The organism is Ochrobactrum vermis (assembly GCF_002975205.1).
Lineage (GTDB): Bacteria > Pseudomonadota > Alphaproteobacteria > Rhizobiales > Rhizobiaceae > Brucella > Brucella vermis.
In genome coordinates this window covers 2,267,414-2,289,208 of record NZ_PCOC01000002.1, presented here as the reverse complement: position 1 = coordinate 2,289,208, position 21,795 = coordinate 2,267,414, and the positions used below count along the sequence as shown (strand labels likewise).

The window sequence follows — 21,795 nt, the reverse complement described above, 5'->3', positions numbered from 1 at the left end:
CTCCGTTCCTTTTCAGAAGCTGTTGATTCTAACGTCTTTTTGTTTGAGCCAAGAACTATCGAATGGCATATCCGAACTGGAGCACGGCTTACGCGATAATAATACCGACACGTCTCTCATTATTCAATTCTATTCAATAAGTTGGTGGCCTTAGCTGTGGGTATTACGCGCTGTATGAGTTTCTCTCGAAATCGATCATTTTGCTCAACTCGATCAAGGGAATGATAAGGCAAACTGCTAGGCCGTGTGGACGGATTTGATTAAGATGAAAGCAGAAGCGATTGCGACGATGGATCGGAAGTTTCTTGCTGTTTTCTCGCAGCGTAATGCGACACGTTTGAACCGTTTGAGCTTCCCCATCATTTGTTCGATACGTGCGCGACCTCGATAAAGCGCCGTGGCAAAATGCTTCGGAATATTACGCCTGTTTGATCTGTAAGGGATCACAGGGATAGCGCCAGCCTTTCGCGCAATCTCTCGATTAACGTCGCTATCATAGCCTTTGTCAGCAATGATAGCGCGGTGCCTGACTTGAGGGCCCGTGTCCATGAGGCTTTTAAACTGTTTGCTATCGGAGGCTTCGCCTCCGGTCAGTTCAAAGCCAAGGGGCTGACCATTTCGGTCGGTTTTCAGATGGATTTTGGTTCCGAACCCTCCACGAGACCGGCCGAGCGCTTGACCTTCCTGCCCCCTTTAGCGCCTGCTGCAGATACATGGGCGCGAATGACGGTGCTGTCGAACATAGCGATAAGATGAGCGCTTTCATCAAGCCCAGCCAAAATGGAAAAATAGTCCTCGAAAACACCTGCTTTACCTAAACGGTCAAAACGCTTCCATACGCTGTTCCAGTTACCAAACCGCTCAGGCAAAGCCCGCCATGAGATGTTGTGAAGGGTGAAATAATGCAACGCCTCAAGGAATAGGCGGTCATTTTTAGCTTTCGCGCCAACGGCTGGCAGACAAGTCCGAAAAACCTCAAGTGCCAGTTCATAGTCATTTTCTGTCATCTTGGTGCACATTACTGACCTCCAAATCACGTCAGCAATATGTGAATCACGTCGAGAGAAAGTCTGGAACCGGAAAACTTATACCTGAGTCAATTCGTCCACACGGCGTAGTGTTCTGTCCCGCAATTAGCCTTACATAATTGTTCGACTTTTCCGAGGATGGACTGGCTTGTGGCGAGGGCCATACTGCTGTTGGTGGGAGATAGCCGCCAAGAATTTTGACTGGTTATCAGAACAACACTTGGAATTGATTTATGACATCCTACGCGCTCATCACCAATCAAAGCGGACACTGAAGGTGCCAACTGCTGCTGTTTGATGACTGCGTTCACTATCGGGAGACCAGTGGTAGCTGGCTTGACCGTACAGGCTTACATTCTCCTTCAGACGGGCGGTGAGGCCACCGCCAATTTCGAATGCCGTGTCGCCGAAGTGGTTCTCAATCGCGGGGGAGGATGGCCCGAAGAACACGGTATCATTGCCTGAGAAGGAATGCCAGAGATTGAACCGCGCATAGGGTTGCCACAATGTTCCGCGCTCATCGCGGGCTGAATATTGCAGTCGTGCTCCAATCCGTCCGGTCCAGGCTTTACCTGCATCCCAGTCCACACTCGAATACTGATCGTGGGCGCCGTCCACTGATACATCTTGATAGATGATCTGCGCTTGCGGCTCAATCATCCAGCGACCATCTTCACCAGAACGGATCGGATAACCCGCTTCGAGCGATGCCGTATAGCCGGTCGCATTTGTGGAGAGCCCGGCGTTATAAGCGGATGTCCCGCCTGCATCGAACCAGCTCCCCTGAACCACCGCATCGAGATACCAGCCGGTCGGGCCAAAATGCGTCCAATAGGCTCCAAGGGATGGGCCCTCAAGCGTCAGTTCACCCACAGCCAAGTCCTGTGTTCCTTGCGCAAAGCCACGCACTGAACTGGAATTGTAGTTCGAATATGCGAAATACAGGCCAGCATGGTCACGATGGCCGCTGTCCGTTGTCCGTCGCAAAATGTCGAGGCCGGTCTGGAAGCCGGTCAGGTCGCCCGTTGCACTGGCATCCACCGAACCGCCCCACCGGTTGCTGAGGTGCTCTCCGAACACCCGTCCCCAGGCGCCGTTCACATAAGTCCGCGATTGCGGCACGCCTCGCAGGTTTTCCTCCTCGCCGACACGCTCATGCAGTGTGCCCAAGGTGGCAAGACCTATTTGCCGCGCAATAGCGGGGATCGGCGCATAAAGCGCGACTTCCGGGCGATAGAGCGGGATGTCCGGTTCATCCGTCGTGGGAACTGTCGGTGTATCGACGATATGGGAGCGGAGGAACCAGTCGTTCGAATTTGTGCTGCCGCCGCGGAAAAGCTGGTACTCGTAAGCGCCCGCAGCCACACGCTGGCCGAGCGTGAAAGCGTCAGTCGTGGTGGTGCCGCCATTTGTTACCTGCACCAGCCTGATGCCGTCCGCGGCGGTCTGCTCTCCCGGACCGCCGGTATTGTTGACGAGTACTGATGTCGTGCCACTGGCTTGGTCGCCATTGATCACCAACAGGTTGCTCGGCGAATTGTCAGTGCCAAGATAGGTGTTGAAGCCAATCCGGCTACCTGCGCTACCGCTGTAACTGCCAACTGTCAGGGTGGTGTAGGCTTCCGATCGCGGCAGGAACTGGATCAGACCGTTATTCGCAACTGCACCGGTTGCGTTGGAATCGCCGGTGACATTCCAGATACTGCTGGCATCCATCGTAATATCTGTCGCGTTTCGCGCCAATCCCGTCCAGAGGCTGTTCTGCGCCAATGACAGATCCGCAGTGTTGCCAGTGTCGGCCAGCAGGTCGCCCGTCCATTGCGAGGTGGTCAGGCTGGCGCTGGCGGTACGGACCAGTCAGCATAAGATTGCCGGTCCACTGGCTGTTGCTGGGACTATAGGTGAGCGTCGAAGCATTAACAACGACGTCACCGGTAAGCGACGATATGCTGTCAATGTCGAGCGTCAGGCTGCTGGACGCACCTGCTGTATCCTCGGTAACCTTTGCCAGCAAAAGCTGTCCGTTGACCACAGCTGGGTTAATGGTTGTGTTGCCATTGATTGAGATGGTGCCGATGCACGCGGTTGGAGAATCCAAGTCGTCGGCATCCTGCCGTTGGTGAGGTTATCTGACCATGCTGCTTCCTACAAAAGTGTGGTTTAGCGGGCCAACTTGAGCGCCACACGCGAACGTGTTCTAAGGTGAAAAGGCGTCGATGAATCCGATCGCTGCATCCAACTCCAGCAAAATTATCGCTCATTCGGGTGGGCGGCATTCGACGGTAAAGATCAAGAACCAGCTTCTCTGCTTTTCGCGGAACGTCGGCGGTCGACGAGCATCGAAATGGCTACTATTTGTGCAACCTGAAACTAGGCAGCGTGGACGAATTGGTTGACGTATTGATCGAAGCTTGATTCAAGACTGCTTTTTGGAGGCAGTTATGAGCCGAGGCGATCTGAGCGAATCCGAATGGCGTGTCTTGAAGGATTTGCTTCCGATTGAAGCCGTCAATCGGGGACGGGGGCGTCGTCCGGAGCAAAATCGTGCAATCATCAACGGCATACTTTGGAGACTTCGTTGCGGTACGCCGTGGCGGGATGTTCCACCCAAATACGGCAATTGGAATACGGTCTATCGACGCTTTCGGCGCTGGAGCGAAGCCGGGGTCTGGGAGGCCGTTTCAGTCACCCTTGCTGAGATCATGGCTGACAGTGGCCACTACAGCATCGATAGCACCACGGTTCGCGCCCATATTTCGGCAGCGGGTGGAAAAGGGGGATTCATCGACGCGCTCTTGGCCGCTCGCGGGGCGGGTTCACCAGTAAACTTCACTGTCTGGCTGATGCCAGAGGAAGACCGCTTGCCTTCCACCTAACGGTTGGCGAGACAGCAGATTGCAAGGCTTATGACACATTGATCAGCTTACCCGAGCAAGCGCCACAGGCGCTCCTTGCTGATAAGGGCTACGATGCGGATGCTATTCGTAATGATCTTGCCAGCCGCAATATCGAACCCGTCATTCCTGGCAGAGCAAACCGCCGCGTGAAGATTGAATATGATCGCACGCTGTACAAACAGCGCAACTTAATCGAACGGATGTTTGGCCGACTGAAAATCAACCGCGCCATTGCCACCCGATACGACCAACTCGCCGAGAGTTTCATCAGCATGGTTCATATTGCCACCGCAAGATACTGGCTCAAATTCGTCCACGCTGCCTAGAAAGACGAGCTGAGCTCTACGCTTCTTTACATATAAAAACGTTTTTATTGCCTTGAAAACGTTTTTATTAGCTGTTACCTTTTGTCGTCATGATTGTGGGAGCTGGAGATGTCGAGGCCGACTGACCGAAAGAAAACGCGCGTGCGACCTACGCTCAAAACGCTCACGGAACACACGGGCTATTCGATTGCAACGATTTCGAAGGCATTGCGTGGCTCGCCGGTGGTGACGGAAGAGACGCGCAAGATCATCCTTTCCGCCGCAGACGAGTTGGGCTATCAGGCTAACGCCCGTGGCATGGCGTTGCGTACTGGCAAGACTTATCAAGCCGCCGTGCTGATGCCGATGAATTCGGTCGCCGGTTATGAATGGGACGGGGTCGAGTACACGCAGATTCTTAGCGGCCTCAGCCACGTTCTCGACGAGAGCGATTATCAGCTTTCCGTATATGGCTATCGCAGTTTCGACGATGCTTGCGCCACCACGCGCCGCATCGTTGATCAAAGCCTGGCCGATGGGATGATCTTTTCAGGTGTGCTGGCCGACGATGTCCGTATCGACATACTGGTGGAGGCTGACTTTCCTTTCGTGTCTCTGGGGAGGTGCCGCAAAACGCTCGTTTATGCCCATGTCGATGTGGACAATGAATGGGCCGCACATGCCGCAACTGCACGGCTGATTGCTGGAGGGCACCGGCGCATCGGTCTGGTGAATGCGGATAGGCGTTTTTCTTATGCTCTCGACAGGATCGATGGTTTTACGCGTGCCTTCACAGAGGCAGGTGCTGCGCCATGTACCGATCTGATTATCGGCGGCGACTTGTCCACACGCTTCGGACGTGATTCTGCGCTGGCTCTTCGCGAAGAGCGTGATCCACCGACGGCGCTGGTCTGTGTCAATGAATCGACAACGCTCGGTGTGTTGTCCGCATTGCGGTCGCTGGGGCTGGAAGTGGGGCAGGACATTGATGTCATCGCCTATGACGACATCAATGTCAGCGCCTATTTCACTCCACCGGTCACGACCCTCTACCAGCCGATCGAAGTGCTTGGGCAACGGCTGGGCGAATTTCTGTTGCGGCGCATGGGAGGGGAAGACCCTGCGCAACTGAGGGAGGTTTTTCGTCCGGAGCTCGTCGCGCGCCAGCCCGACGATCTGGGCGGGAAGTTTAATTCCTAGAGTGGTTTGGCTTTTTTACGGAGTGGCGGGAACCGCTCCGGCGAGCAGCTCTCAATGCTGTTTCAGAGACAAAGCCGCTTCATGCATTCGCTGAAAGTGTTCTAATGGGAGGAGTACACATGAAAAAGACAATCTTGGCTTTGACGCTCGCGCTGATGTCCACTGTCGCCGCAAAGGCGGCCGATCTTGAGGGAAAAATGCTCAAGGTCGGTTCCGACACGACCTCACCGCCGATGGAAAGCGTCGACCCCGCCACCGGGCAAATCGTTGGCTTCGATGTCGACGTGGTGAACGCAATCTGCGCTAAGATCAGTTGCAAGGCGGAATTCGTAACCACGGGCTGGGATGGCATTTTCGCGGCTCTGGAGCAGGGAAATTTCGATCTCGTTGCATCCGGAGTTTCGATTACCGATGAACGCAAGAAGGCGATGGATTTCTCCGAGCCTTACATCATCAACAGCCAAGCCATTTTGATGCGTGCAGAAGACGATAGCCTGACACTTAATGATTTCAAGTCGAAAGGCAAAAAGCTGTCAGCCCAGGCGAATACGACTGACGCTCAGGTGGCTGAGGGTATCGTAGGCAAGGATAATGTTATTGCCTATGACAGTTTCAGCGCTTCCGTTATCGCGCTCAAGAACAAGGACGTCGACGGTGTGGTGATCAACGGCGCCAACGCACCAGCCTATGAAAAGGAATTCGCCGGCGAGCTCGTTGTTCCAATTCGCGACCTACAATCCGATCCGCTGGGGCTGGTCTTCCGCAAGGGCGATGAAACCGCTGCCGCCTTCAACGAAGGGATCAAGGCTATCAAGGAAGACGGCACGCTTGATGCTCTCATCAGCAAATATTGGGGCGCAAAATAGTCAGAATATTTCTGGCGGTGAACCCGCGAAATTGAAGCACGTGCTGCCGAGATGATGCGCAAAACCAAGAAGGTGAGCCTATCCCGAAGAACGCAGGGCGGCTTTCGGGATAGCCAAAATAGATCGAGCAGTTCCAACGACTAGAACTCCGTTGGCCTTGGCCCACACGCAACGCCTCCGCTAATGTATCCGGAGGGTCGGGAGACGGTTCAAATGTACTTTTTGATGCGCTTGCGTCCGAGCAACATGATCGTGCTCGCCGCACTGCCATTTGTCGTCTATCTCTTCGCGAGTTCGAACGACTACCAGCGTTCGCTTCTGGCGATCCTGGGCGTCGAGCCCGGATCATCAGCTTTCGTCCCGGGTTTTGTGTTGCTTTGCGCAGCTTTTTGCTCCGGTATTGCCACGATGCTCTTCATGCGCAGGCACAATACGCGCTGGGCAGTTCCTTGTGCGGCGCTCAATCTCCTGTCGGCTGCCGCGCTCATGGCAACACCTGTCGTATATCCCTATCTGCACTCGGTTGTGGCCAATGGGGTCGATCCGTTCACGTCTGATCTCGTGATGAAAGGCGTCACACCGCGGCGACTTACCGAGGCCGCCGCACTGGCGACTGATCGGTACGGGTTCACCATCCTGTCGAGCTATCTCGGAGCGACCGTTCTGGGTCTGCTCCTGAGCCTGACGGGGCGATCCGGGAACGGGCTGTCGCGATCGCGCAAGGCGGGTTTCATCCTGCTGGCAACGATCAACGGGCTTGGATTATTTCTTGTCCTCTTTGCAGGGCATATGGCATTTGCCGCCGGGGTTGCAACAACCATTCGGGCTGCCATTTCGGCTTATATCATTGCGGCGCTTCTGGCCCTACTTTGGGTTGGCCTTCAAAAGCTTCAGCATAGTAGCCGAGGAGACCTCATCTTCATCGGCCTGACGTTGCTGATGGCCTGCATGGCTGCCTGGTTTCTGTTTCAGCCGCGTCAAGCCTATACGCTCGCCGGTACGCTCGATAGCAAGATCGGAGTGGTGACCGGCACGCCATCAAGTATGATTGGTACGGTGCGATACGGCCAGTTCCCCGGCGGTCCCGAAAACGAAGTGCCATTGCGCACATTTCGCGGTTCGCCTGAAGCGCTCGCCGCCCTTGGCAAAAAGGGCGACGTCAGCGCGGTTCTGCTTCCGGCGGCTTCAGTCCCAGCGAACATGCCTGTCCTGTGGCAGACGGAAGCGTTGAACGACCGCGACAAGTCGGCAGGTATTGCCTTCGTCGTTCTGGCCATTGCGCTCGGATTGCTGACGGCTTGCGGTCATGTTCATCGCCGTCATCCCCTCTCCATCGGCTCGGAATTCATCGTGGATACGATCCGGGGCATTCCTATGCTCGTCATTGTGCTTTATGTCGGCCTACCCTTGAGCGGTGCGCTGAAGGATGCCACGCAGGGCGTGATCGATCCGCCAAACATGGCCCGCGGCGTGGCGGCGATGGCGTTGGCCTACTCGGCCTATCTGGCGGAAATTTTTCGCTCCGGCATCAACGCCATTCCGCGAGGACAAATCGAGGCGGCACGCAGCCTTGGTCTCAATGGCTGGCAGACCGCCCGTCTGGTGATCCTGCCGCAGGCTTTCCGTATCATCATTCCGCCGCTTGGCAACGAGTTGATCGCTATTCTCAAGGACACGTCGCTTTTGTCGATCCTGTCCATTCGGGATATCACGCAGCGCATGCGCGAGTTCCAGTCAGCAAGCTTCCTGCCGTTCGCGCCGTATAATTCGGCTGCGATCTTCTACATTCTCCTCACGCTGGCTGCGGCCAGTCTCGTCAGCACAATTGAGAGAAAATATGATGCCAAACATCGTTAAAGCCCGTCAAGACCTGCAGAAGCGCGCCGCCGGACTGGTCTTTCCAAATGACTTTGCCTTTGGTGCCGCGACCTCGGCCTATCAGATCGAAGGCGCCCCTTATGAAGACGGCAAGAGTGAGAGCATCTGGGACCGTTTCTGCAAAAAGCCGGGCGCCATCATTGACCAGTCCAGCGGTGACATTGCTTGCGATCACTACCATCGCTGGCGCGAGGACATTGCGGTTCTGAAAGCGATGGATCTCAAAGCCTATCGCTTTTCCCTCGCTTGGACCCGGATTTTGCCGGGGGGGTACGGTGGTGTGGTCAATGCCAAGGGAATAGGCTTTTACGACCGCCTTATAGACGATCTGCTGAAGGCGGGCATTGAACCGTATGCGACGCTCTATCATTGGGATCTGCCGCAGATCTTGCAGGACAAGGGCGGCTGGTATGTCCGGGAGACTGCGGATGCGCTTGCCGAATATGCCTCGGTTGCCGTTCGCAGTTTCGGTGATCGTGTCAAGAAATGGACGACACTCAATGAACCATGGACCTTCTGTTGGTCAGGTCATGCCAGCGCCGAAGATGCGCCGGGACTGGCTGATGGCGTAAAGGGCGGGGTCACATCAAGCCATCATGCACTGCTTGGCCACGGCAAGGCAGTCCAGGCCATTCGTGCAGAACGCGCGGATGTCTCGGTGGGCATTGTGTTTGATCTCAACGTGGCGGAACCGGCCACCGACGATCCGCGCCATGTTGCGGCAGCAAAACGTTTCGATGGTGCACAGAACCGCTGGTTCCTTGATGCCGTATTCAAGGGAGCTTATCCACAGGACATGCTGGAGCTCTACGGCGATCTCCTGCCGACCATCCACCCGGAAGACAACAAGACGATTGCGGAGCCGCTCGATTATCTCGGCGTTAACATCTATCGCCGGTCTGTGATCGCCGAAGGTGACGAATTGCCACCACTCAACTATCGCCGTGTGCAGCCGGAAGGCATCTATTCTGCAGTTGGTTATGAAGTCTGGCCGCGCTGCATCTATGACATTCTGCATTATGTAAATGACGGATATGCGCCAAAGGAAATTTACATTTCCGAAAGCGGCGTGGCAACGCGGCCGGAATATGTGGAGCCGAATGGGCATATCTGGGACGATCTGCGTGCGAAATATTATGTGGATCATCTGGAGCAGGTCGCGGAAGCCCTCGATGAGGGCGTGCCGGTGAAGGGCTACTTCGCCTGGACACTGACAGACAATTTTGAATGGGCCTATGGTTACATGACGCCGTTCGGCATTACCCATATCGATTTCAAAACTCAGAAGCGTCGTGTCAAATATTCCGGTGAGGTCTATGCCCTTATCGCACGGCAGGACGGAAACATTGAAACGCGGAGCGCTGGGAATGGCTGACTGCGGGCAAAAGACTGTCCTGATTACCGGAGCCACGCGCGGCCTCGGCCGCGAACTGGCACTGCAATATGCCGAGGATCGCTGGCGTGTAATTGCATGTGGTCGCCACCAGCCTGACGCGCCATACATCGACGGCATCGAGTTTCAGATACTCGATGCGGCCGATCCGGCCTCCGTGGCAGCGCTTGCGGATCGTCTGGCCATGCGGCCTTTGGACCTCGTGATCAACAATGCGGCTGTTCGCAGTCGCATTGCTGGTCTTGCGCCGCTTGATCCAGATGATTTTATGGCCGTCATCCGGACTAATATGCTCGGGCCCGTTCTGGTAGCGCGTGCATTGCGGAACAGCCTGGCGCGCGGCACGGAGCCGATGATTGCCAATATAAGCAGTCGTGCCGGCTCGATCTCAGAGGGTTTGCTGGATGACGACGACAACGATTACGCATACCGATGCTCCAAAGCCGGATTGAACATGGCGACCGCTCAACTGGCATCCGATCTTCAGGCCGACGGCATAAACGTGATTGCGCTCCACCCCGGCTGGGTAAAAACCGATATGGGCGGCGATGGAGCAGTCGTGAATGTAGACAACAGCGTCCGCGGATTGAGAAAGGTAATCGCTGGCGCTCCTCAAAATGGGGCATTTATGTCCTACAATGGCGACGAGATCCGTTGGTAAGCTGATAGATCAGGAAATTGAGCTCGGCCATGATCTCCTCCAGATTGTACAGGTGCAGATTGTGGTTCAAAATGGGATTTTCACCAATTTTTATCAATAAAGACGGTGATAGCTATTCCAATAGCGGCGGCCAATGAGCGCCTTCAAAAAACGCGTTTCGTTTTTGCGAGTGTCGTTTCAACCTAGCGGTTCTGACTGGCAATCTGAACAACAAGTTGGCTGTAGGTGTCGCGCGTAGCGGATCGCGATGTTCTTGACTTTTATTCTCAATCAAACCTTTGCCAACCAATTTTCCCCGCGTTCGAAATTGAGTACGTGGGGCAAAATCGTTGGCACCGCCGGTTCGTTGGGCAGCTCGGTAATACTCCCGGTCGGTACTATGATCGGGAACTGGCTCTGGCGCGGCCCATGTCATCCCAATCTTGCCATCCCGGGAAATGCAGACATGGTTCTGTGTGAACGCCAGTCAGTCGATCTTCCCAGGCTATGAGGCTGTCTTCCAGTCGCTGTCTGGTGTGACTTTCGTCTTCGTAAGTGTAGCCATGTCCCTGTACCCCGAAGGTCCAATGCGGTCGCAAGACTGAAAAGCCGAGATAGTGAAGGGAGTATAGGATCGGCCAGAGCATTACCTGTGGATCGCCACCGCGCGCGCCTGGGCCGAAGGCGGCCTCCGGCGCGCCACTCGTCACGGAAACCAACGCGTGTCGTCCTTTGAAGTGGCCCGCGTCGTATCTCTTTCGGCTCGTGTAGATGCCGCCACTCAGAAAGACACGATCAAACCAGCCTTTCAAGATCGCGGGCGGCGCATGCCACCAAAGTGGGAACTGCAAAATAAGAAGATCCGACTGCTCCAGCATCCCAAGTTGGTTCTGCACATCAACCGGGATGGCATGCGTTGCATAGGCATGCCTCTGTTCGGCGAGCGGTGAGAAGATGCTGTCGTCGATACGTACCGGATAGTGGCGGCCCTGTTCCAGTGGGTCGAACGCATCGGCATAGAGATCAGAAACATGCACAATGTGTCCCTGGTCTCTGAGTGTCTTTTGAGCCCGGTTAGTAAGAGCTGCGTTGAAGGATGTCGGTTCTGGATGGGCGTGGACGATATGAACCTGCATGTAGGTTTCCCTTCTTGGTTGCCTGTTCCAAATTAGGAGTGCAGGATTGAACGCGAAAGGCCGAATTCTGAACACAAGGTGATCAAAATTGAACGCGAAACTTGATTGGGACGATTTTTTTATAGTGCTTCAGATTGCCGAAGCGGGCTCCCTTGCAGGCGCAGCTCGCGCGATCGGACAAAGTCGCCCGACAATCATGCGTCGCCTGAACTCTATCGAAAGCCGTCTTGGAGCTCGTGTCTTCGAACGGTTTCGCCGTGGCTACAAGTCGACCGACGCGGGCCAGGGACTTCTTGATGCGGCGCGGCAGATCCGCACTCTTGCCAGCGAAGCGGAGCGGGATGCAAGCGATCGTGATCAGAATCTCGCGGGCAGCGTGCTGTTGACTACAACGGACACGCTCTTTGCCGGGTTGCTCGCGTCTGAGCTGATCGGATTTCGAGAGCGGTTCCCGAAGATCGTATTGGACATTCTGGTTTCCAACGATTTGCAGGACCTCTCCGCTCGGGAGGCGGATGTGGCCTTGCGCCCGACGAATGCTCCGCCTGAAAGACTTGTGGGCCGAAAACTCGGTGTCATCAAACAGGCGGCTTTTGCAGCTACCTCTTTCGAAGACCGCGCTGAGATTCCCGTGGTTGGTCCAAGTGAAAAAATTCCCTATCTGCCCCTTCACGCGGCCACCCGCAACATCGGTGGGGGTGACTGTGTAATACGGGCAAATTCAATACTGTCACTTCATCAGCTCATCCGCGCAGGTGCGGGTGTCGGCATCCTGCCGACCTATTTGGGCGACCCTGATCCTCTATTGGCTCGACGAACTGGTCCGCTTCCGGAACTGGAAACGGAGCTTTGGCTGCTGACCGATCCAGACCTGCGAAAGACGGCGCGCGTGCGGGCCGTGCTTGGGTGGATTGCGGGATCTGTTGGCTTGCGTGGTCGGCTGCAATAACGATCACCCTGCAATTATATTGCCTCCCGTAGAGAGACAATGTCATTGCGAGATGAATAATTGGAAGGCAACAATACCTATGAAAATACTGGCAATCCCCGGGAGCCTTCGGGAAAATTCCTCCAACATCTCCTTGCGGTTCCGTTGCAAATGTTTCGTCAATGAGGCTTCTAACTTTCAAAAAGCTGGATAGTCCGATGTTTAAAGTTCGTCATTTTGATAAGTTTGTCAGTCTTCTGTGTGTTCAATGGTACCTGGCTTACAATCTGAGCCTGCGTAATCTGAAGAAAATGATGGCCGAGTGCGGCATCCCGCTGGATCATTCACAGTGCACCGTTGGGTCCTATATTTCAGTCCGAAACTGCTTGAGCGTTATCAATCGACAGAAGCGCCAGGTGACAAGGAAATGGAGCATCGATGAGATATATGTAAAGGCGAATGGTTGTTTTTGTACGGCGCCATCGAAAACAATGGCGATATGGTAGAGGTTTATTTCAGTAGAGACCGTGATCTGACAGCCGCCAAACGCTTTCTGCTTAGGGCTCTGGCCCACCACGGCAGGCGGAGCGAATTACCATCGACGGAAGCCAGACCAACAGAACAGCTAACTTGCAATGTGATGCTGAGAATCAACTCAGACAGGCTGGCAAACCCATTGCTATCCGCTCCAGAAAATATATGAACAACATGAATGAGCAGGATCGCCGCCGGGATACTCTGGAAGAGCTGGCCTCAAGGCATCTAGTCGAGATCAAGCCTTAGCTGGTCACGATCATCGAGGAGAATGCCGGAATATTAGCCAGGAATCGACCCAATGGGCGCCGCGCCTATGGCACGCGTGATCTGAAACGGTGTGCGAGGTTTCGCGGCAAACCCTTGCTGGTGGAAAATCACTGGCGCTTGGGGACCAGATTCCTGCGCCTTTTCTCGTCATAGCTGCCGATCTTGACGGGGAGAATTGGTTACAGCTTGCGCGGGCACTGCAACATGCTTTCTGGGAAGAAGCGAAGGACATAGTACAACCGGATGTCCGCTGTGCGGTAGTTGCCGCTGCAGGTTTTAACGGGACCTATCTCCTGTCCCCGGAACAGGACAAGGAGATTCAGGAAAAATGGCGAAACGATCGTGAGACCGCTGCCGAAAAAGGTGTCTTAGGATCTCCGACCTACATATATGACAGAGAAGTTTATTTGGGACAGGATAATCTGGGATTCTTGTCGAGCCATCTGCGCGGAAAAACCCCTTAGCAGCCCTATGCCGGGACTGATCAATCCCGGCAAATCACTCATCCAGCGATAGCTTGCTTCATGAGCGCATCCAACCAGTCAGCGAAGACCTGTATGCGACGCGAAAGGTGTCGGCGGTGGGGGTAGAGTAAGGTCATCGGCAGTGGTTCGGCGCGGTGATCAGGCAGCACTTCAACGAGTTCGCCCGTGTCAATGTGATGGCGCACGTCATAGATCGGGATCTGGATCAGACCCATGCCGGACAAGCAGCACGCTATATAGGCTTCAGCGTTATTGACGGTGACATGGCTGCGCATTGGCATCGTTTTCACCGAGCCGATCGTCTGCCACTCCCAGGGTTCTACCTTGCCACTTGAGGGGGAGGCATAGTTCACTGCCCAATGCTCCGCGAGATCGTCAGGCGTTTGCGGTACGCCGTGACGATCCAGATAGTCAACGCTTGCAACATTGACGAGGGGCAGAGTTCCGATGGTACGTGCGATCAATCCAGAATCGTTCAAGTGGCCGACACGCAGAGCACAGTCCACACTTTCTTCTATGAGATCGACCGTCCGGTCGGTGACGCCAAGCACGATCTCGATGTCGGGATAATCGGTGAGGAAAGAAGGAAGCTCCGGAGCGACGATAAGACGACCGATCCGTCCAGGCACGTCGACGCGCAACTTGCCGGAAGGCTTCGCACTGTCATGACGGAACAGGTCCTCGGTCTCCTCGACATCGGTAATGATCCGCGAACAGCGCTCGTAAAACGCAGCTCCGTCGTGTGTGGGGGCAACCCTTCTGGTGGTTCGGTGAAGGAGGCGTACGCCTACACGGCTCTCAAGAGCTGCGACAGCCGTCGATACGGAGGAGCGCGGCATCCCCAAACTATCTGCGGCCCGGGTGAAACTCGAACTTTCAACCACGCGGGTAAATATGCGGAAGAGGTCGATCCGATCCAGCTGATACGTCTCCATTGTTCGTATTATACGACATATGATGTCAGTATGGCAGTCTTTATCGGGTTTTTCCAGACGATAGATTAAGTCAGCAAGCGGCAGCGCTGTGTCGCCGTACGTTCAAGGAGGCTTTTCATGACCGACCATTCAATCAAAGGCAAAACCGTCCTCATTGCTGGGGGGGCGAAGAATCTCGGTGGGTTGATCGCGAGCGATCTTGCAAACCAGGGGGCAAAAGCGATTGCCATTCACTACAACAGCGCCGCGACCAAGGCCGATGCCGATGCGACTGCGGCCGCAGTAAAAGCTGCAGGTGCGCAAGCCGTCTTATTGCAGTCCGATCTCACCTCTGCTTCTGCAATGGAGAAGCTCTTTACGGACACTGTGACAGCCATCGGATGCCTCGACATCGCCATCAACACGGTTGGTAAAGTGCTTAAGAAGCCGATGGTGGAAATCACCGAGCTCGAATACGACGAGATGGCTGCCGTCAATTCAAAGTCAGCCTTCTTCTTCCTCAAGGAAGCTGGCCGCCACGTTAACGACAACGGCAAGGTGCTAACGCTTGTCACCTCGCTTTTGGGTGCATATACGCCGTTCTATTCGAGCTATGAGGGTCTGAAGGCACCGGTCGAACACTTCACTCGCGCGGCTTCCAAGGAGTTTGGCGACCGCGGTATATCTGTCAATGCAATCGGTCCGGGCCCGATGGATACGCCATTCTTCTACCCTGCTGAGGGCGCGGATGCAGTTGCCTATCATCAATCTGCCGCGGCGCTGTCGAAATTCTCCAGGACCGGCCTCACCGACATCACGGATATCATACCGTGGGTGCGTCTGATGGTATCGGACGGATGGTGGATGACTGGCCAGACCATCCTCGTCAATGGCGGCTATACTACGAAGTGAGATGGCGTCTGAGCACGGTCACCCGTAGCTTGCTTTGGATTGCCGGCTGACAATCCGATGCGAGGAAACTTGAGGCGTGTTACGCGGCGATAGCCGGGCGGGCATCGGCGAGAAGTTTAATGTTTTTTAGCCGATGCCGATCTTCAGAAACTGGGCAGTCGACGACAAATTCAGCGATGCCTTACTCATGATGCAGGCGCTGAAGCTCGGCATGACGAGTGCCTCTGTGCCACGGTTTACGCGGGGCGAGCGCTCTTCAATAGTGTATCGGGTGGCGCCCGCGTGCCTCACATATTTAAGCGCTTGCTCGTGGCTGCCGATATTGAAAGGCTGTAGGCCTTCCCCAGCGACGCGGAAGTGGCGAATATCGCCCGCAATTTTTTCTGCCTCAGTTGTACTTTCGGTAACTATGACACTGATGGCAAGAATGACGGAGCGGTGGGCGATTGTCTGATAGACTTCAAGCGTTTCCTTTACTAAGGTCTCGCTCGACATGACTGCGACTGATGTCACGTATTACTACGTACATACATCTGCTAATCAGATTGACGGTCCGAGCGCAGCCATTCGCATTGATGTGCAAGATCCCATCATTCGGGTTGATGAGCCTCGCGATTACGGTTTCCTCCCATCAAGCGCTATCAATGAATGTTGGGGTGACGGTCAGCCAATTTTTCACGCTGCACAACTAGTTGCGCAATCTTTGCCTCAAGCGTGGCGATTTCAGCGTCGATATCCTCAATACGGCCTTCAATAATGTCGTAGGATTCCTGTAGTAGGACTTTGGCCTCTGCCGGGTTAGAAGCGTTCGGGGTGTCGCCCCGTAACGGCCGGTTGGCGGTCTCGGGCAAGAATAGGCTGGTAAAGATGCCAATTGCTGCCGCTCCCATCAGATAATATGCTGGCATGAGCAAGTTTTCTGTGCTTGCGACTAGCCACGCCGCCAGCGTCGGAGTGAGACCCGCAAATATAATGGCTATATTGAAGGAACTCGCCAGGGCGCTATATCGAATGCGGGCGGGGAATAGAGCTGGTAATGTTGCCGCCATCACACCGATCATGCAGTTTAGCGCGATTGCTAGGAGTAACAGCCCAAGGAAGATTTGGGCTGACTCGCCACTAGCGATCATCAGGAATGCGGGAATGGCGGCCACAAATAAGGCGATACTGCCAATCAAAATGAAAGGTCGTCTACCAATGCGGTCGCTAGTGAGACCGATGATTGGCTGTACGAAAAGCATGCCTATCATCACTGCGATGATTATCATCACGCCATGATCTTCCGAATAGCCCAAGTTACTGGACAGATACGTCGGCAAATAAGTGAGAAGCATGTAATAGGTGGTGTTAGTCACCAGAACGATACCGATACATACCAGCAAGGATTTACGATATTTGGTGAATATCTCGGCAAATGGCACTGTCGGCCGGTCTTGTAGTGCCGATTTATCTTCCTGCTCCAAGCGCTCCAATTGCTGAGTGAATGCCGGAGTTTCTTCAGCCGCGTGACGCAGATAAAGGCCTATAAGTCCAAGCGGCGCCGCAACTAGAAAAGGTACGCGCCAACCCCAACTCAAAAACACTGCTTCGGACAAGACGGTCTGCAAAAGAACCACGAAACCCGCACCGAGTACGAAGCCTGCAATGGAACCGAAATCGAGCCAACTACCGAGTATACCACGCTGGCGGTCAGGCGCATATTCCGCCACAAAAATTGCCGCGCCTGTATACTCCCCGCCTACGGAAAAGCCCTGTGCCAGTTTGCACAATAATAGCAGGATAGGAGCAAGGATGCCAATACTGTTGTAGCCGGGGATTAGCCCGATGCAGAATGTGCTAGCTGCCATGATGATTATGGTGAGCGACAATACTTTCTGGCGGCCAAAGCGATCGCCCATGACGCCGAAAAACAGCCCACCGAGTGGCCGTATAAGAAAGGGCACCGAGAAAGTCGCTAGCGCTGCGATGGTTTGAATCGCCGGAGAAACTTCAGGAAAGAAGACTTTACCCAATGCGAACGCCACAAAACCATAAACGCCGAAGTCGAACCATTCCATGGTGTTACCTAAGGCGGCGGCCGTGACAGCCTTTTTCAACTTCGATTGATCGACGATTGTGATGTCGTCGATCGTCAATGGGGAGGCTTGATTTGTCATTTTTAGGTCTCACGGCAGAGAGGGAGTACAACAATATCAGTATTTAACAAAGTTTCCTAACATCTAGAATAAGACTAAAATATTTTGGATATGTATTCCCTAGGCCGTGTGGACGGATTTGATTAAGATGAAAGCAGAAGCGATTGCGACGATGGATCGGAAGTTTCTTGCTGTTTTCTCGCAGCGTAATGCGACACGTTTGAACCGTTTGAGCTTCCCCATCATTTGTTCGATACGTGCGCGACCTCGATAAAGCGCCGTGGCAAAATGCTTCGGAATATTACGCCTGTTTGATCTGTAAGGGATCACAGGGATAGCGCCAGCCTTTCGCGCAATCTCTCGATTAACGTCGCTATCATAGCCTTTGTCAGCAATGATAGCGCGGTGCCTGACTTGAGGGCCCGTGTCCATGAGGCTTTTAAACTGTTTGCTATCGGAGGCTTCGCCTCCGGTCAGTTCAAAGCCAAGGGGCTGACCATTTCGGTCGGTTTTCAGATGGATTTTGGTTCCGAACCCTCCACGAGACCGGCCGAGCGCTTGACCTTCCTGCCCCCTTTAGCGCCTGCTGCAGATACATGGGCGCGAATGACGGTGCTGTCGAACATAGCGATAAGATGAGCGCTTTCATCAAGCCCAGCCAAAATGGAAAAATAGTCCTCGAAAACACCTGCTTTACCTAAACGGTCAAAACGCTTCCATACGCTGTTCCAGTTACCAAACCGCTCAGGCAAAGCCCGCCATGAGATGTTGTGAAGGGTGAAATAATGCAACGCCTCAAGGAATAGGCGGTCATTTTTAGCTTTCGCGCCAACGGCTGGCAGACAAGTCCGAAAAACCTCAAGTGCCAGTTCATAGTCATTTTCTGTCATCTTGGTGCACATTACTGACCTCCAAATCACGTCAGCAATATGTGAATCACGTCGAGAGAAAGTCTGGAACCGGAAAACTTATACCTGAGTCAATTCGTCCACACGGCGTAGGATTGGGCGCGAAAGGACTGATGCTCTGCCAAACCAATATAAATTGTCCTGCCTGAATAAGTAGGCGGCCCCTCAAGCAATTCAAAACACGGAACTGTATAATTATGCTCAGGTAAATGGTAATCCTTCGGACAGCCGAAAGAGAGCCTGGGAAATGGATGCCAAGTATGTTGTTGCAATCACAATTTCGAAAAGGCCGAAGACGATTTTGATAAACGCATCCGTCAATGTGACGGGGAAACATTCGTACCGTCTACCGACAGACTTCTATTCACTAGGTTGAATATTCCGCGCGGGGAAAGTAGCATTTCCATCGCATTCGAGGTATTCAGTACGTAAGAAGGGGCGGGTGGACCGCATCGCCATAAGCGATCAGATTCTCGGAGAAAGCTTCGAATCCCGTCGGCATCGGAGAAAACGTGTTTGTCTCGGTGTCCAGCCCCACGGTATAGAGCTTCATTATGGCCTCTTATTCGACAAATGAGCTTTCGGATAATAGACATAAATTTATTTTTGGAAAGTCGGATTGGTTGCCGGGACTGTATTAGGGTTCTGATGCGATAGACGCCCTTTCGAAGGCCTTGATGTGGCAGAATGGGTGTATTGAGCACCATTGAGGACACTGTTACATTAATGTTGGCGTAGATATCTGCTGTGATAGCAATATCCTTGAGCAGGGGCTCGCCGTCCGAGATATTTGTCAAACTTGCCATATAAGTACGCCCGGAAGTCACTCCGCTTCCGGGCTGGAAAATTTCGACAGATACTTAGTTCGCGCATTTAGCGCTGAACGAAGTCCAGCAGATCGGTGTTGACCAGTTCGGGATGCGTTGCGAACAGGCCATGCGACAGATATGGATAGGTCTTGAGGATTCCGTTCTGTAAAAGGCCGACCGCTTTATGAGCAGAGGCAGCAATTGGAACGATCTGATCATCTTCGCCGTGTAATATCAGCACGGGTATGTCTATCGCGTGCAGATCATCGGTGAAGTCCGTTTCAGAAAACGCTTTGATGGAATCGTACTGAGCCTTGGCACTCCCCGCCATGCCCTGACGCCACCAATTGTCGATCAGTCCTTGGCTGATCTCCGCGCCATCACGGTTGAATCCGTAGAACGGGCCGGACGGGACGTCGCGGAAAAACTGGGCCCGGTTTGCTACCAGAGCGGCGCGGAAGCTGTCGAATACTTTCATGGGTGTTCCTTCCGGATTGGATGCCGACTGGAGCATAACCGGCGTCACCGCACTAATCAGCACCGCCTTGGCGACGCGTCCCGGCTCGGCTTGAGCGACATAGCGCGCGACCACCCCGCCTCCGGTCGAATGACCGATATGAACAGCGTTCCTGAGATCGAGTGCGTTTACGACGTCGGCCGTATCGGCGGCATAGGTGTCCATCTCGTTTCCGGTATCAGTCTGATCTGAGCGGCCATGGCCACGCCTGTCGAACGCAACGACACGATACCCATGCGATAAAAAGAATAACATCTGATTGTCCCAGTCATCGGACGATAGCGGCCAGCCATGATGAAAGACGATCGGCTGGGCATTCTTCGGGCCCCAGTCCTTGTAGAAGATGTTGGTGCCATCCTGAGTGATGATTGTAGCCATTGTAGTAGCTCCTTGATTTCTAGTTGGTGCAGTTGATGGGTTGGGCGGTGCGATACTCAGCCAGACCCTGGTGTTTATGCAGAAGAGGTGTGGGACATATGCGACGTCCTTGTGCTGAACGTTAACCAGGGACCGGACGGCGGAGGACGTTGCGGTCGCCTGCCACCTGATCGTCTACTTAATCCGGCCAGGCTTCATTGCTGTGACCGCTTCCTCAATCGGTTTAGAACCGCCGGTTACTTCCAGGATTATGCGGTTGACATTAGGCTGCCGCAGCACTTCAACAACAGTGGCGGCAACGTCGTCGCGCCTGACCTCCTCGTGGACCTTGGCGAGGCCGAGATCAACCTGCCCCGTGCCTGGCTCGTTCGTCAGTGCTGAAGGGCGCAAAATGACCCAATCGAGATCTGTCAGCACCAGTTGCGTTTCAGCACGCTTTTTCGCGACCATGTAATGCTCGAAATCCCTGTCCATGTGGCGTTCGCGCCAGGCCTCCGGGAACACGGAGACAAGAACCATGCGGCGTACGTCGGCAAGCTTTGCCGAGGCTGCCAGCTTGGCTGGTCCGTCCCCGTCGACTTGATCCGTCGCTTCTGGCCCGTCTTTTCCGCCTGCGCCAGCAGCGAAAACGACCGCATCGAAACCACGAAGCGCTTCCGCAAGCTGATCGACCGACATTGTAACGAGGTCTCCAGGTGTGGTGGAGATTCCCTGTTGGGCCAGCGCTTCACCTTTGTGAGAGCTCCTGACGAGGCCATCAACGTGATCTCCTCGTGCGACCAGCAAGTCGGCCACACGTCGACCGACACCGCCAGTGACTCCTATGACAAAAACTTTCATATTCATTCTCCTTCGATTGATCGTCCCTGGGGCACTACCGCAGCGGGCTATGGAAGTTCGACAATTCTTCCGCCCTTGCGATGGGTGCAAGGCGGTTACAAGGGCTTCTGCAGCTTCAGCCGAGGAGTGGGGGCTTTGACCGGTAATAAGTTGGCCATCGACTACGGTGTGTACGCCCCAGTTTCTGACCTTGGAGAATACGGCGCCGAGGCCAATGAGCTCATCTTCGACCAGAAATGGAACGATATTTGTGAGACCGACGGCTGCTTCTTCGCCATTGGTGAATCCGGTGAGGTAGCGACCCTGAACGAATGGCGTGCCATCGGGATTGACCACATGACGGAGCGTGCCGGGCGCATGGCAAACAAGAGCGAGCGGCTTGTCAGCTGTGATGAAGGATTCAATCAAGTTGATCGAGTTCGGATCCTCAGCAAGATCCCAAAGCGGTCCATGACCGCCTGGATAGAAAACAGCGTCAAAATCCCTTTGATTGACGCTGTCCAGGCGCACGGTTTCCGCGAGTTGAACATTGGCTGCTTCGTCGGCCTTGAAGCGTCGCGTGAGGTCGGTCTGGAAATCCAGCTCGTCGCTCTTTGGATCAAGCGGAGGCTGGCCGCCTTTTGGCGACGCGAGCGTGATTTCGATCCCCGCATCCTGGAGGACGTAGTAGGGGGCTGCCAGCTCTTCCAGCCAGAAACCTGTCTTTTTGCCGGTGTTCCCCAGCTTGTCGTGGGAAGTCAGTACCATGAGAACTTTCATCGTCGTTTCCTTTAAAGTTGCTGCGTTGATTTGGCTTGGCGTTGAGTGTGCCTGACGAATATT

Annotated in this window: 19 protein-coding genes and 4 pseudogenes; 10 read left to right on the top strand and 13 right to left on the bottom strand. The window is 54.3% G+C overall.

Annotation, left to right across the window (positions count from 1 at the left end):
* Positions 1–237 precede the first annotated feature (237 nt).
* The 3 genes from CQZ93_RS27320 to CQZ93_RS24790 all read right to left on the bottom strand — a co-directional run bounded on the left by CQZ93_RS27320 (position 238) and on the right by CQZ93_RS24790 (position 2,798).
* Positions 238–633, bottom strand: coding sequence for an IS5 family transposase (locus tag CQZ93_RS27320; protein WP_350308599.1), 396 nt, complete (start codon positions 631–633; stop codon positions 238–240).
* The gene (locus CQZ93_RS24795; RefSeq protein WP_095444932.1) at positions 630–1,019 is read right to left on the bottom strand and encodes a transposase; all 390 of its coding nucleotides are present in this window, start codon (positions 1,017–1,019) and stop codon (positions 630–632) included. Before CQZ93_RS24795 ends, CQZ93_RS27320 begins: the two co-directional genes overlap by 4 nt.
* A gap of 261 nt (positions 1,020–1,280) precedes the next feature.
* Positions 1,281–2,798, bottom strand: a complete 1,518-nt coding sequence (locus CQZ93_RS24790; protein ID WP_146114487.1) for an autotransporter family protein — start codon at positions 2,796–2,798, stop codon at positions 1,281–1,283.
* Between the two features lie 671 nt (positions 2,799–3,469).
* Between CQZ93_RS24790 and CQZ93_RS27435 the strand changes: the two are divergent.
* The 6 genes and pseudogenes from CQZ93_RS27435 (at position 3,470) to CQZ93_RS24760 (ending at position 10,228) form a co-directional block, all read left to right on the top strand.
* Positions 3,470–4,251: pseudogene (locus tag CQZ93_RS27435) on the top strand (IS5 family transposase).
* 108 nt (positions 4,252–4,359) lie between these two features.
* Complete coding sequence (locus CQZ93_RS24780) at positions 4,360–5,430, top strand: LacI family DNA-binding transcriptional regulator (RefSeq protein WP_105545127.1); 1,071 nt, start codon at positions 4,360–4,362, stop codon at positions 5,428–5,430.
* Positions 5,431–5,549: 119 nt separating this feature from the next.
* On the top strand, positions 5,550–6,296 hold the full coding sequence (locus CQZ93_RS24775; RefSeq protein WP_105545126.1) for a transporter substrate-binding domain-containing protein: 747 nt from the start codon (positions 5,550–5,552) through the stop codon (positions 6,294–6,296).
* A 213-nt stretch (positions 6,297–6,509) separates the two neighbouring features.
* Positions 6,510–8,153: an amino acid ABC transporter permease gene (locus CQZ93_RS24770; protein ID WP_105545125.1), complete on the top strand. Its 1,644-nt coding sequence runs from the start codon at positions 6,510–6,512 to the stop codon at positions 8,151–8,153.
* Complete coding sequence (locus tag CQZ93_RS24765; protein WP_105545124.1) at positions 8,134–9,549, top strand: GH1 family beta-glucosidase; 1,416 nt, start codon at positions 8,134–8,136, stop codon at positions 9,547–9,549. Before CQZ93_RS24770 ends, CQZ93_RS24765 begins: the two co-directional genes overlap by 20 nt.
* The gene (locus CQZ93_RS24760; protein WP_105545123.1) at positions 9,542–10,228 is read left to right on the top strand and encodes an SDR family oxidoreductase; all 687 of its coding nucleotides are present in this window, start codon (positions 9,542–9,544) and stop codon (positions 10,226–10,228) included. The genes CQZ93_RS24765 and CQZ93_RS24760 overlap by 8 nt, the downstream gene beginning before the upstream one ends.
* Positions 10,229–10,605: 377 nt before the next feature.
* Here the strand turns inward: CQZ93_RS24760 and CQZ93_RS24755 are convergent, their stop codons facing one another.
* Entirely contained in the window at positions 10,606–11,343 is a 738-nt protein-coding gene (locus tag CQZ93_RS24755) for an NAD(P)H-dependent oxidoreductase (RefSeq protein WP_105545122.1), read from the bottom strand.
* 88 nt (positions 11,344–11,431) lie between these two features.
* On the opposite strand from CQZ93_RS24755, the gene CQZ93_RS24750 reads away from it, so the two are divergent.
* From CQZ93_RS24750 to CQZ93_RS24740, 3 genes and pseudogenes are all read left to right on the top strand, one after another.
* Positions 11,432–12,292 (top strand): LysR family transcriptional regulator, encoded by an 861-nt coding sequence (locus tag CQZ93_RS24750; RefSeq protein WP_105545121.1) that lies wholly within the window; start codon positions 11,432–11,434, stop codon positions 12,290–12,292.
* Between the two features lie 197 nt (positions 12,293–12,489).
* Positions 12,490–13,003: pseudogene (locus tag CQZ93_RS27095) on the top strand (IS6 family transposase); the annotation flags it as partial.
* Positions 12,980–13,539, top strand: a pseudogene (locus CQZ93_RS24740) (DsbA family protein). The pseudogenes CQZ93_RS27095 and CQZ93_RS24740, both read left to right, overlap by 24 nt.
* 38 nt (positions 13,540–13,577) lie before the next feature.
* Here the strand turns inward: CQZ93_RS24740 and CQZ93_RS24735 are convergent.
* A complete protein-coding gene (locus CQZ93_RS24735; RefSeq protein WP_105545305.1) occupies positions 13,578–14,480 on the bottom strand; it encodes a LysR family transcriptional regulator in 903 nt (300 codons plus the stop codon).
* 132 nt (positions 14,481–14,612) lie between these two features.
* Between CQZ93_RS24735 and CQZ93_RS24730 the strand changes: the two genes are divergently transcribed.
* Positions 14,613–15,386, top strand: a complete 774-nt coding sequence (locus tag CQZ93_RS24730) for an SDR family oxidoreductase (RefSeq protein WP_105545119.1) — start codon at positions 14,613–14,615, stop codon at positions 15,384–15,386.
* 126 nt (positions 15,387–15,512) lie between these two features.
* Here CQZ93_RS24730 and CQZ93_RS24725 read toward each other — a convergent pair whose 3' ends face one another.
* The 8 genes and pseudogenes from CQZ93_RS24725 to CQZ93_RS27085 all read right to left on the bottom strand — a co-directional run.
* Positions 15,513–15,899, bottom strand: a complete 387-nt coding sequence (locus tag CQZ93_RS24725) for a hypothetical protein (RefSeq protein WP_146114486.1) — start codon at positions 15,897–15,899, stop codon at positions 15,513–15,515.
* A gap of 128 nt (positions 15,900–16,027) precedes the next feature.
* The gene (gene proP, locus CQZ93_RS24720) at positions 16,028–17,542 is read right to left on the bottom strand and encodes a glycine betaine/L-proline transporter ProP (RefSeq protein ID WP_105545117.1); all 1,515 of its coding nucleotides are present in this window, start codon (positions 17,540–17,542) and stop codon (positions 16,028–16,030) included.
* A gap of 99 nt (positions 17,543–17,641) precedes the next feature.
* Positions 17,642–18,037 carry an IS5 family transposase gene (locus tag CQZ93_RS27315; RefSeq protein WP_350308599.1) on the bottom strand — a complete coding sequence of 132 codons (396 nt, stop codon included), beginning with the start codon at positions 18,035–18,037 and terminating at the stop codon, positions 17,642–17,644.
* Positions 18,034–18,423 (bottom strand): transposase, encoded by a 390-nt coding sequence (locus CQZ93_RS24710; RefSeq protein WP_095444932.1) that lies wholly within the window; start codon positions 18,421–18,423, stop codon positions 18,034–18,036. The genes CQZ93_RS27315 and CQZ93_RS24710 overlap by 4 nt, the downstream gene beginning before the upstream one ends.
* Before the next feature lie 427 nt (positions 18,424–18,850).
* Positions 18,851–18,982, bottom strand: coding sequence for a M81 family metallopeptidase (locus tag CQZ93_RS26485; protein ID WP_286154261.1), 132 nt, complete (start codon positions 18,980–18,982; stop codon positions 18,851–18,853).
* Positions 18,983–19,302: 320 nt separating this feature from the next.
* Positions 19,303–20,133: an alpha/beta fold hydrolase gene (locus CQZ93_RS24705; protein WP_105545115.1), complete on the bottom strand. Its 831-nt coding sequence runs from the start codon at positions 20,131–20,133 to the stop codon at positions 19,303–19,305.
* Positions 20,134–20,307: 174 nt separating this feature from the next.
* On the bottom strand, positions 20,308–20,973 hold the full coding sequence (locus tag CQZ93_RS27090; RefSeq protein WP_286154295.1) for an NAD(P)H-binding protein: 666 nt from the start codon (positions 20,971–20,973) through the stop codon (positions 20,308–20,310).
* A gap of 87 nt (positions 20,974–21,060) precedes the next feature.
* Positions 21,061–21,732, bottom strand: a pseudogene (locus CQZ93_RS27085) (type 1 glutamine amidotransferase domain-containing protein); the annotation flags it as partial.
* Positions 21,733–21,795: the final 63 nt, after the last annotated feature.

What these genes read in the sequence shown, in the direction of transcription:
- CQZ93_RS24795 (WP_095444932.1), bottom strand. Translation starts at nt 1,019, where the DNA reads ATGTGCACCAAGATGACAGAAAATGACTATGAACTGGCACTTGAGGTT.
- CQZ93_RS24780 (WP_105545127.1), top strand. Translation starts at nt 4,360, where the DNA reads ATGTCGAGGCCGACTGACCGAAAGAAAACGCGCGTGCGACCTACGCTC.
- CQZ93_RS24775 (WP_105545126.1), top strand. Translation starts at nt 5,550, where the DNA reads ATGAAAAAGACAATCTTGGCTTTGACGCTCGCGCTGATGTCCACTGTC.
- CQZ93_RS24770 (WP_105545125.1), top strand. Translation starts at nt 6,510, where the DNA reads ATGTACTTTTTGATGCGCTTGCGTCCGAGCAACATGATCGTGCTCGCC.
- CQZ93_RS24765 (WP_105545124.1), top strand. Translation starts at nt 8,134, where the DNA reads ATGATGCCAAACATCGTTAAAGCCCGTCAAGACCTGCAGAAGCGCGCC.
- CQZ93_RS24760 (WP_105545123.1), top strand. Translation starts at nt 9,542, where the DNA reads ATGGCTGACTGCGGGCAAAAGACTGTCCTGATTACCGGAGCCACGCGC.
- CQZ93_RS24755 (WP_105545122.1), bottom strand. Translation starts at nt 11,343, where the DNA reads ATGCAGGTTCATATCGTCCACGCCCATCCAGAACCGACATCCTTCAAC.
- CQZ93_RS24730 (WP_105545119.1), top strand. Translation starts at nt 14,613, where the DNA reads ATGACCGACCATTCAATCAAAGGCAAAACCGTCCTCATTGCTGGGGGG.
- proP (WP_105545117.1), bottom strand. Translation starts at nt 17,542, where the DNA reads ATGACAAATCAAGCCTCCCCATTGACGATCGACGACATCACAATCGTC.
- CQZ93_RS24710 (WP_095444932.1), bottom strand. Translation starts at nt 18,423, where the DNA reads ATGTGCACCAAGATGACAGAAAATGACTATGAACTGGCACTTGAGGTT.
- CQZ93_RS26485 (WP_286154261.1), bottom strand. Translation starts at nt 18,982, where the DNA reads ATGAAGCTCTATACCGTGGGGCTGGACACCGAGACAAACACGTTTTCT.
- CQZ93_RS24705 (WP_105545115.1), bottom strand. Translation starts at nt 20,133, where the DNA reads ATGGCTACAATCATCACTCAGGATGGCACCAACATCTTCTACAAGGAC.
- CQZ93_RS27090 (WP_286154295.1), bottom strand. Translation starts at nt 20,973, where the DNA reads ATGAAAGTTTTTGTCATAGGAGTCACTGGCGGTGTCGGTCGACGTGTG.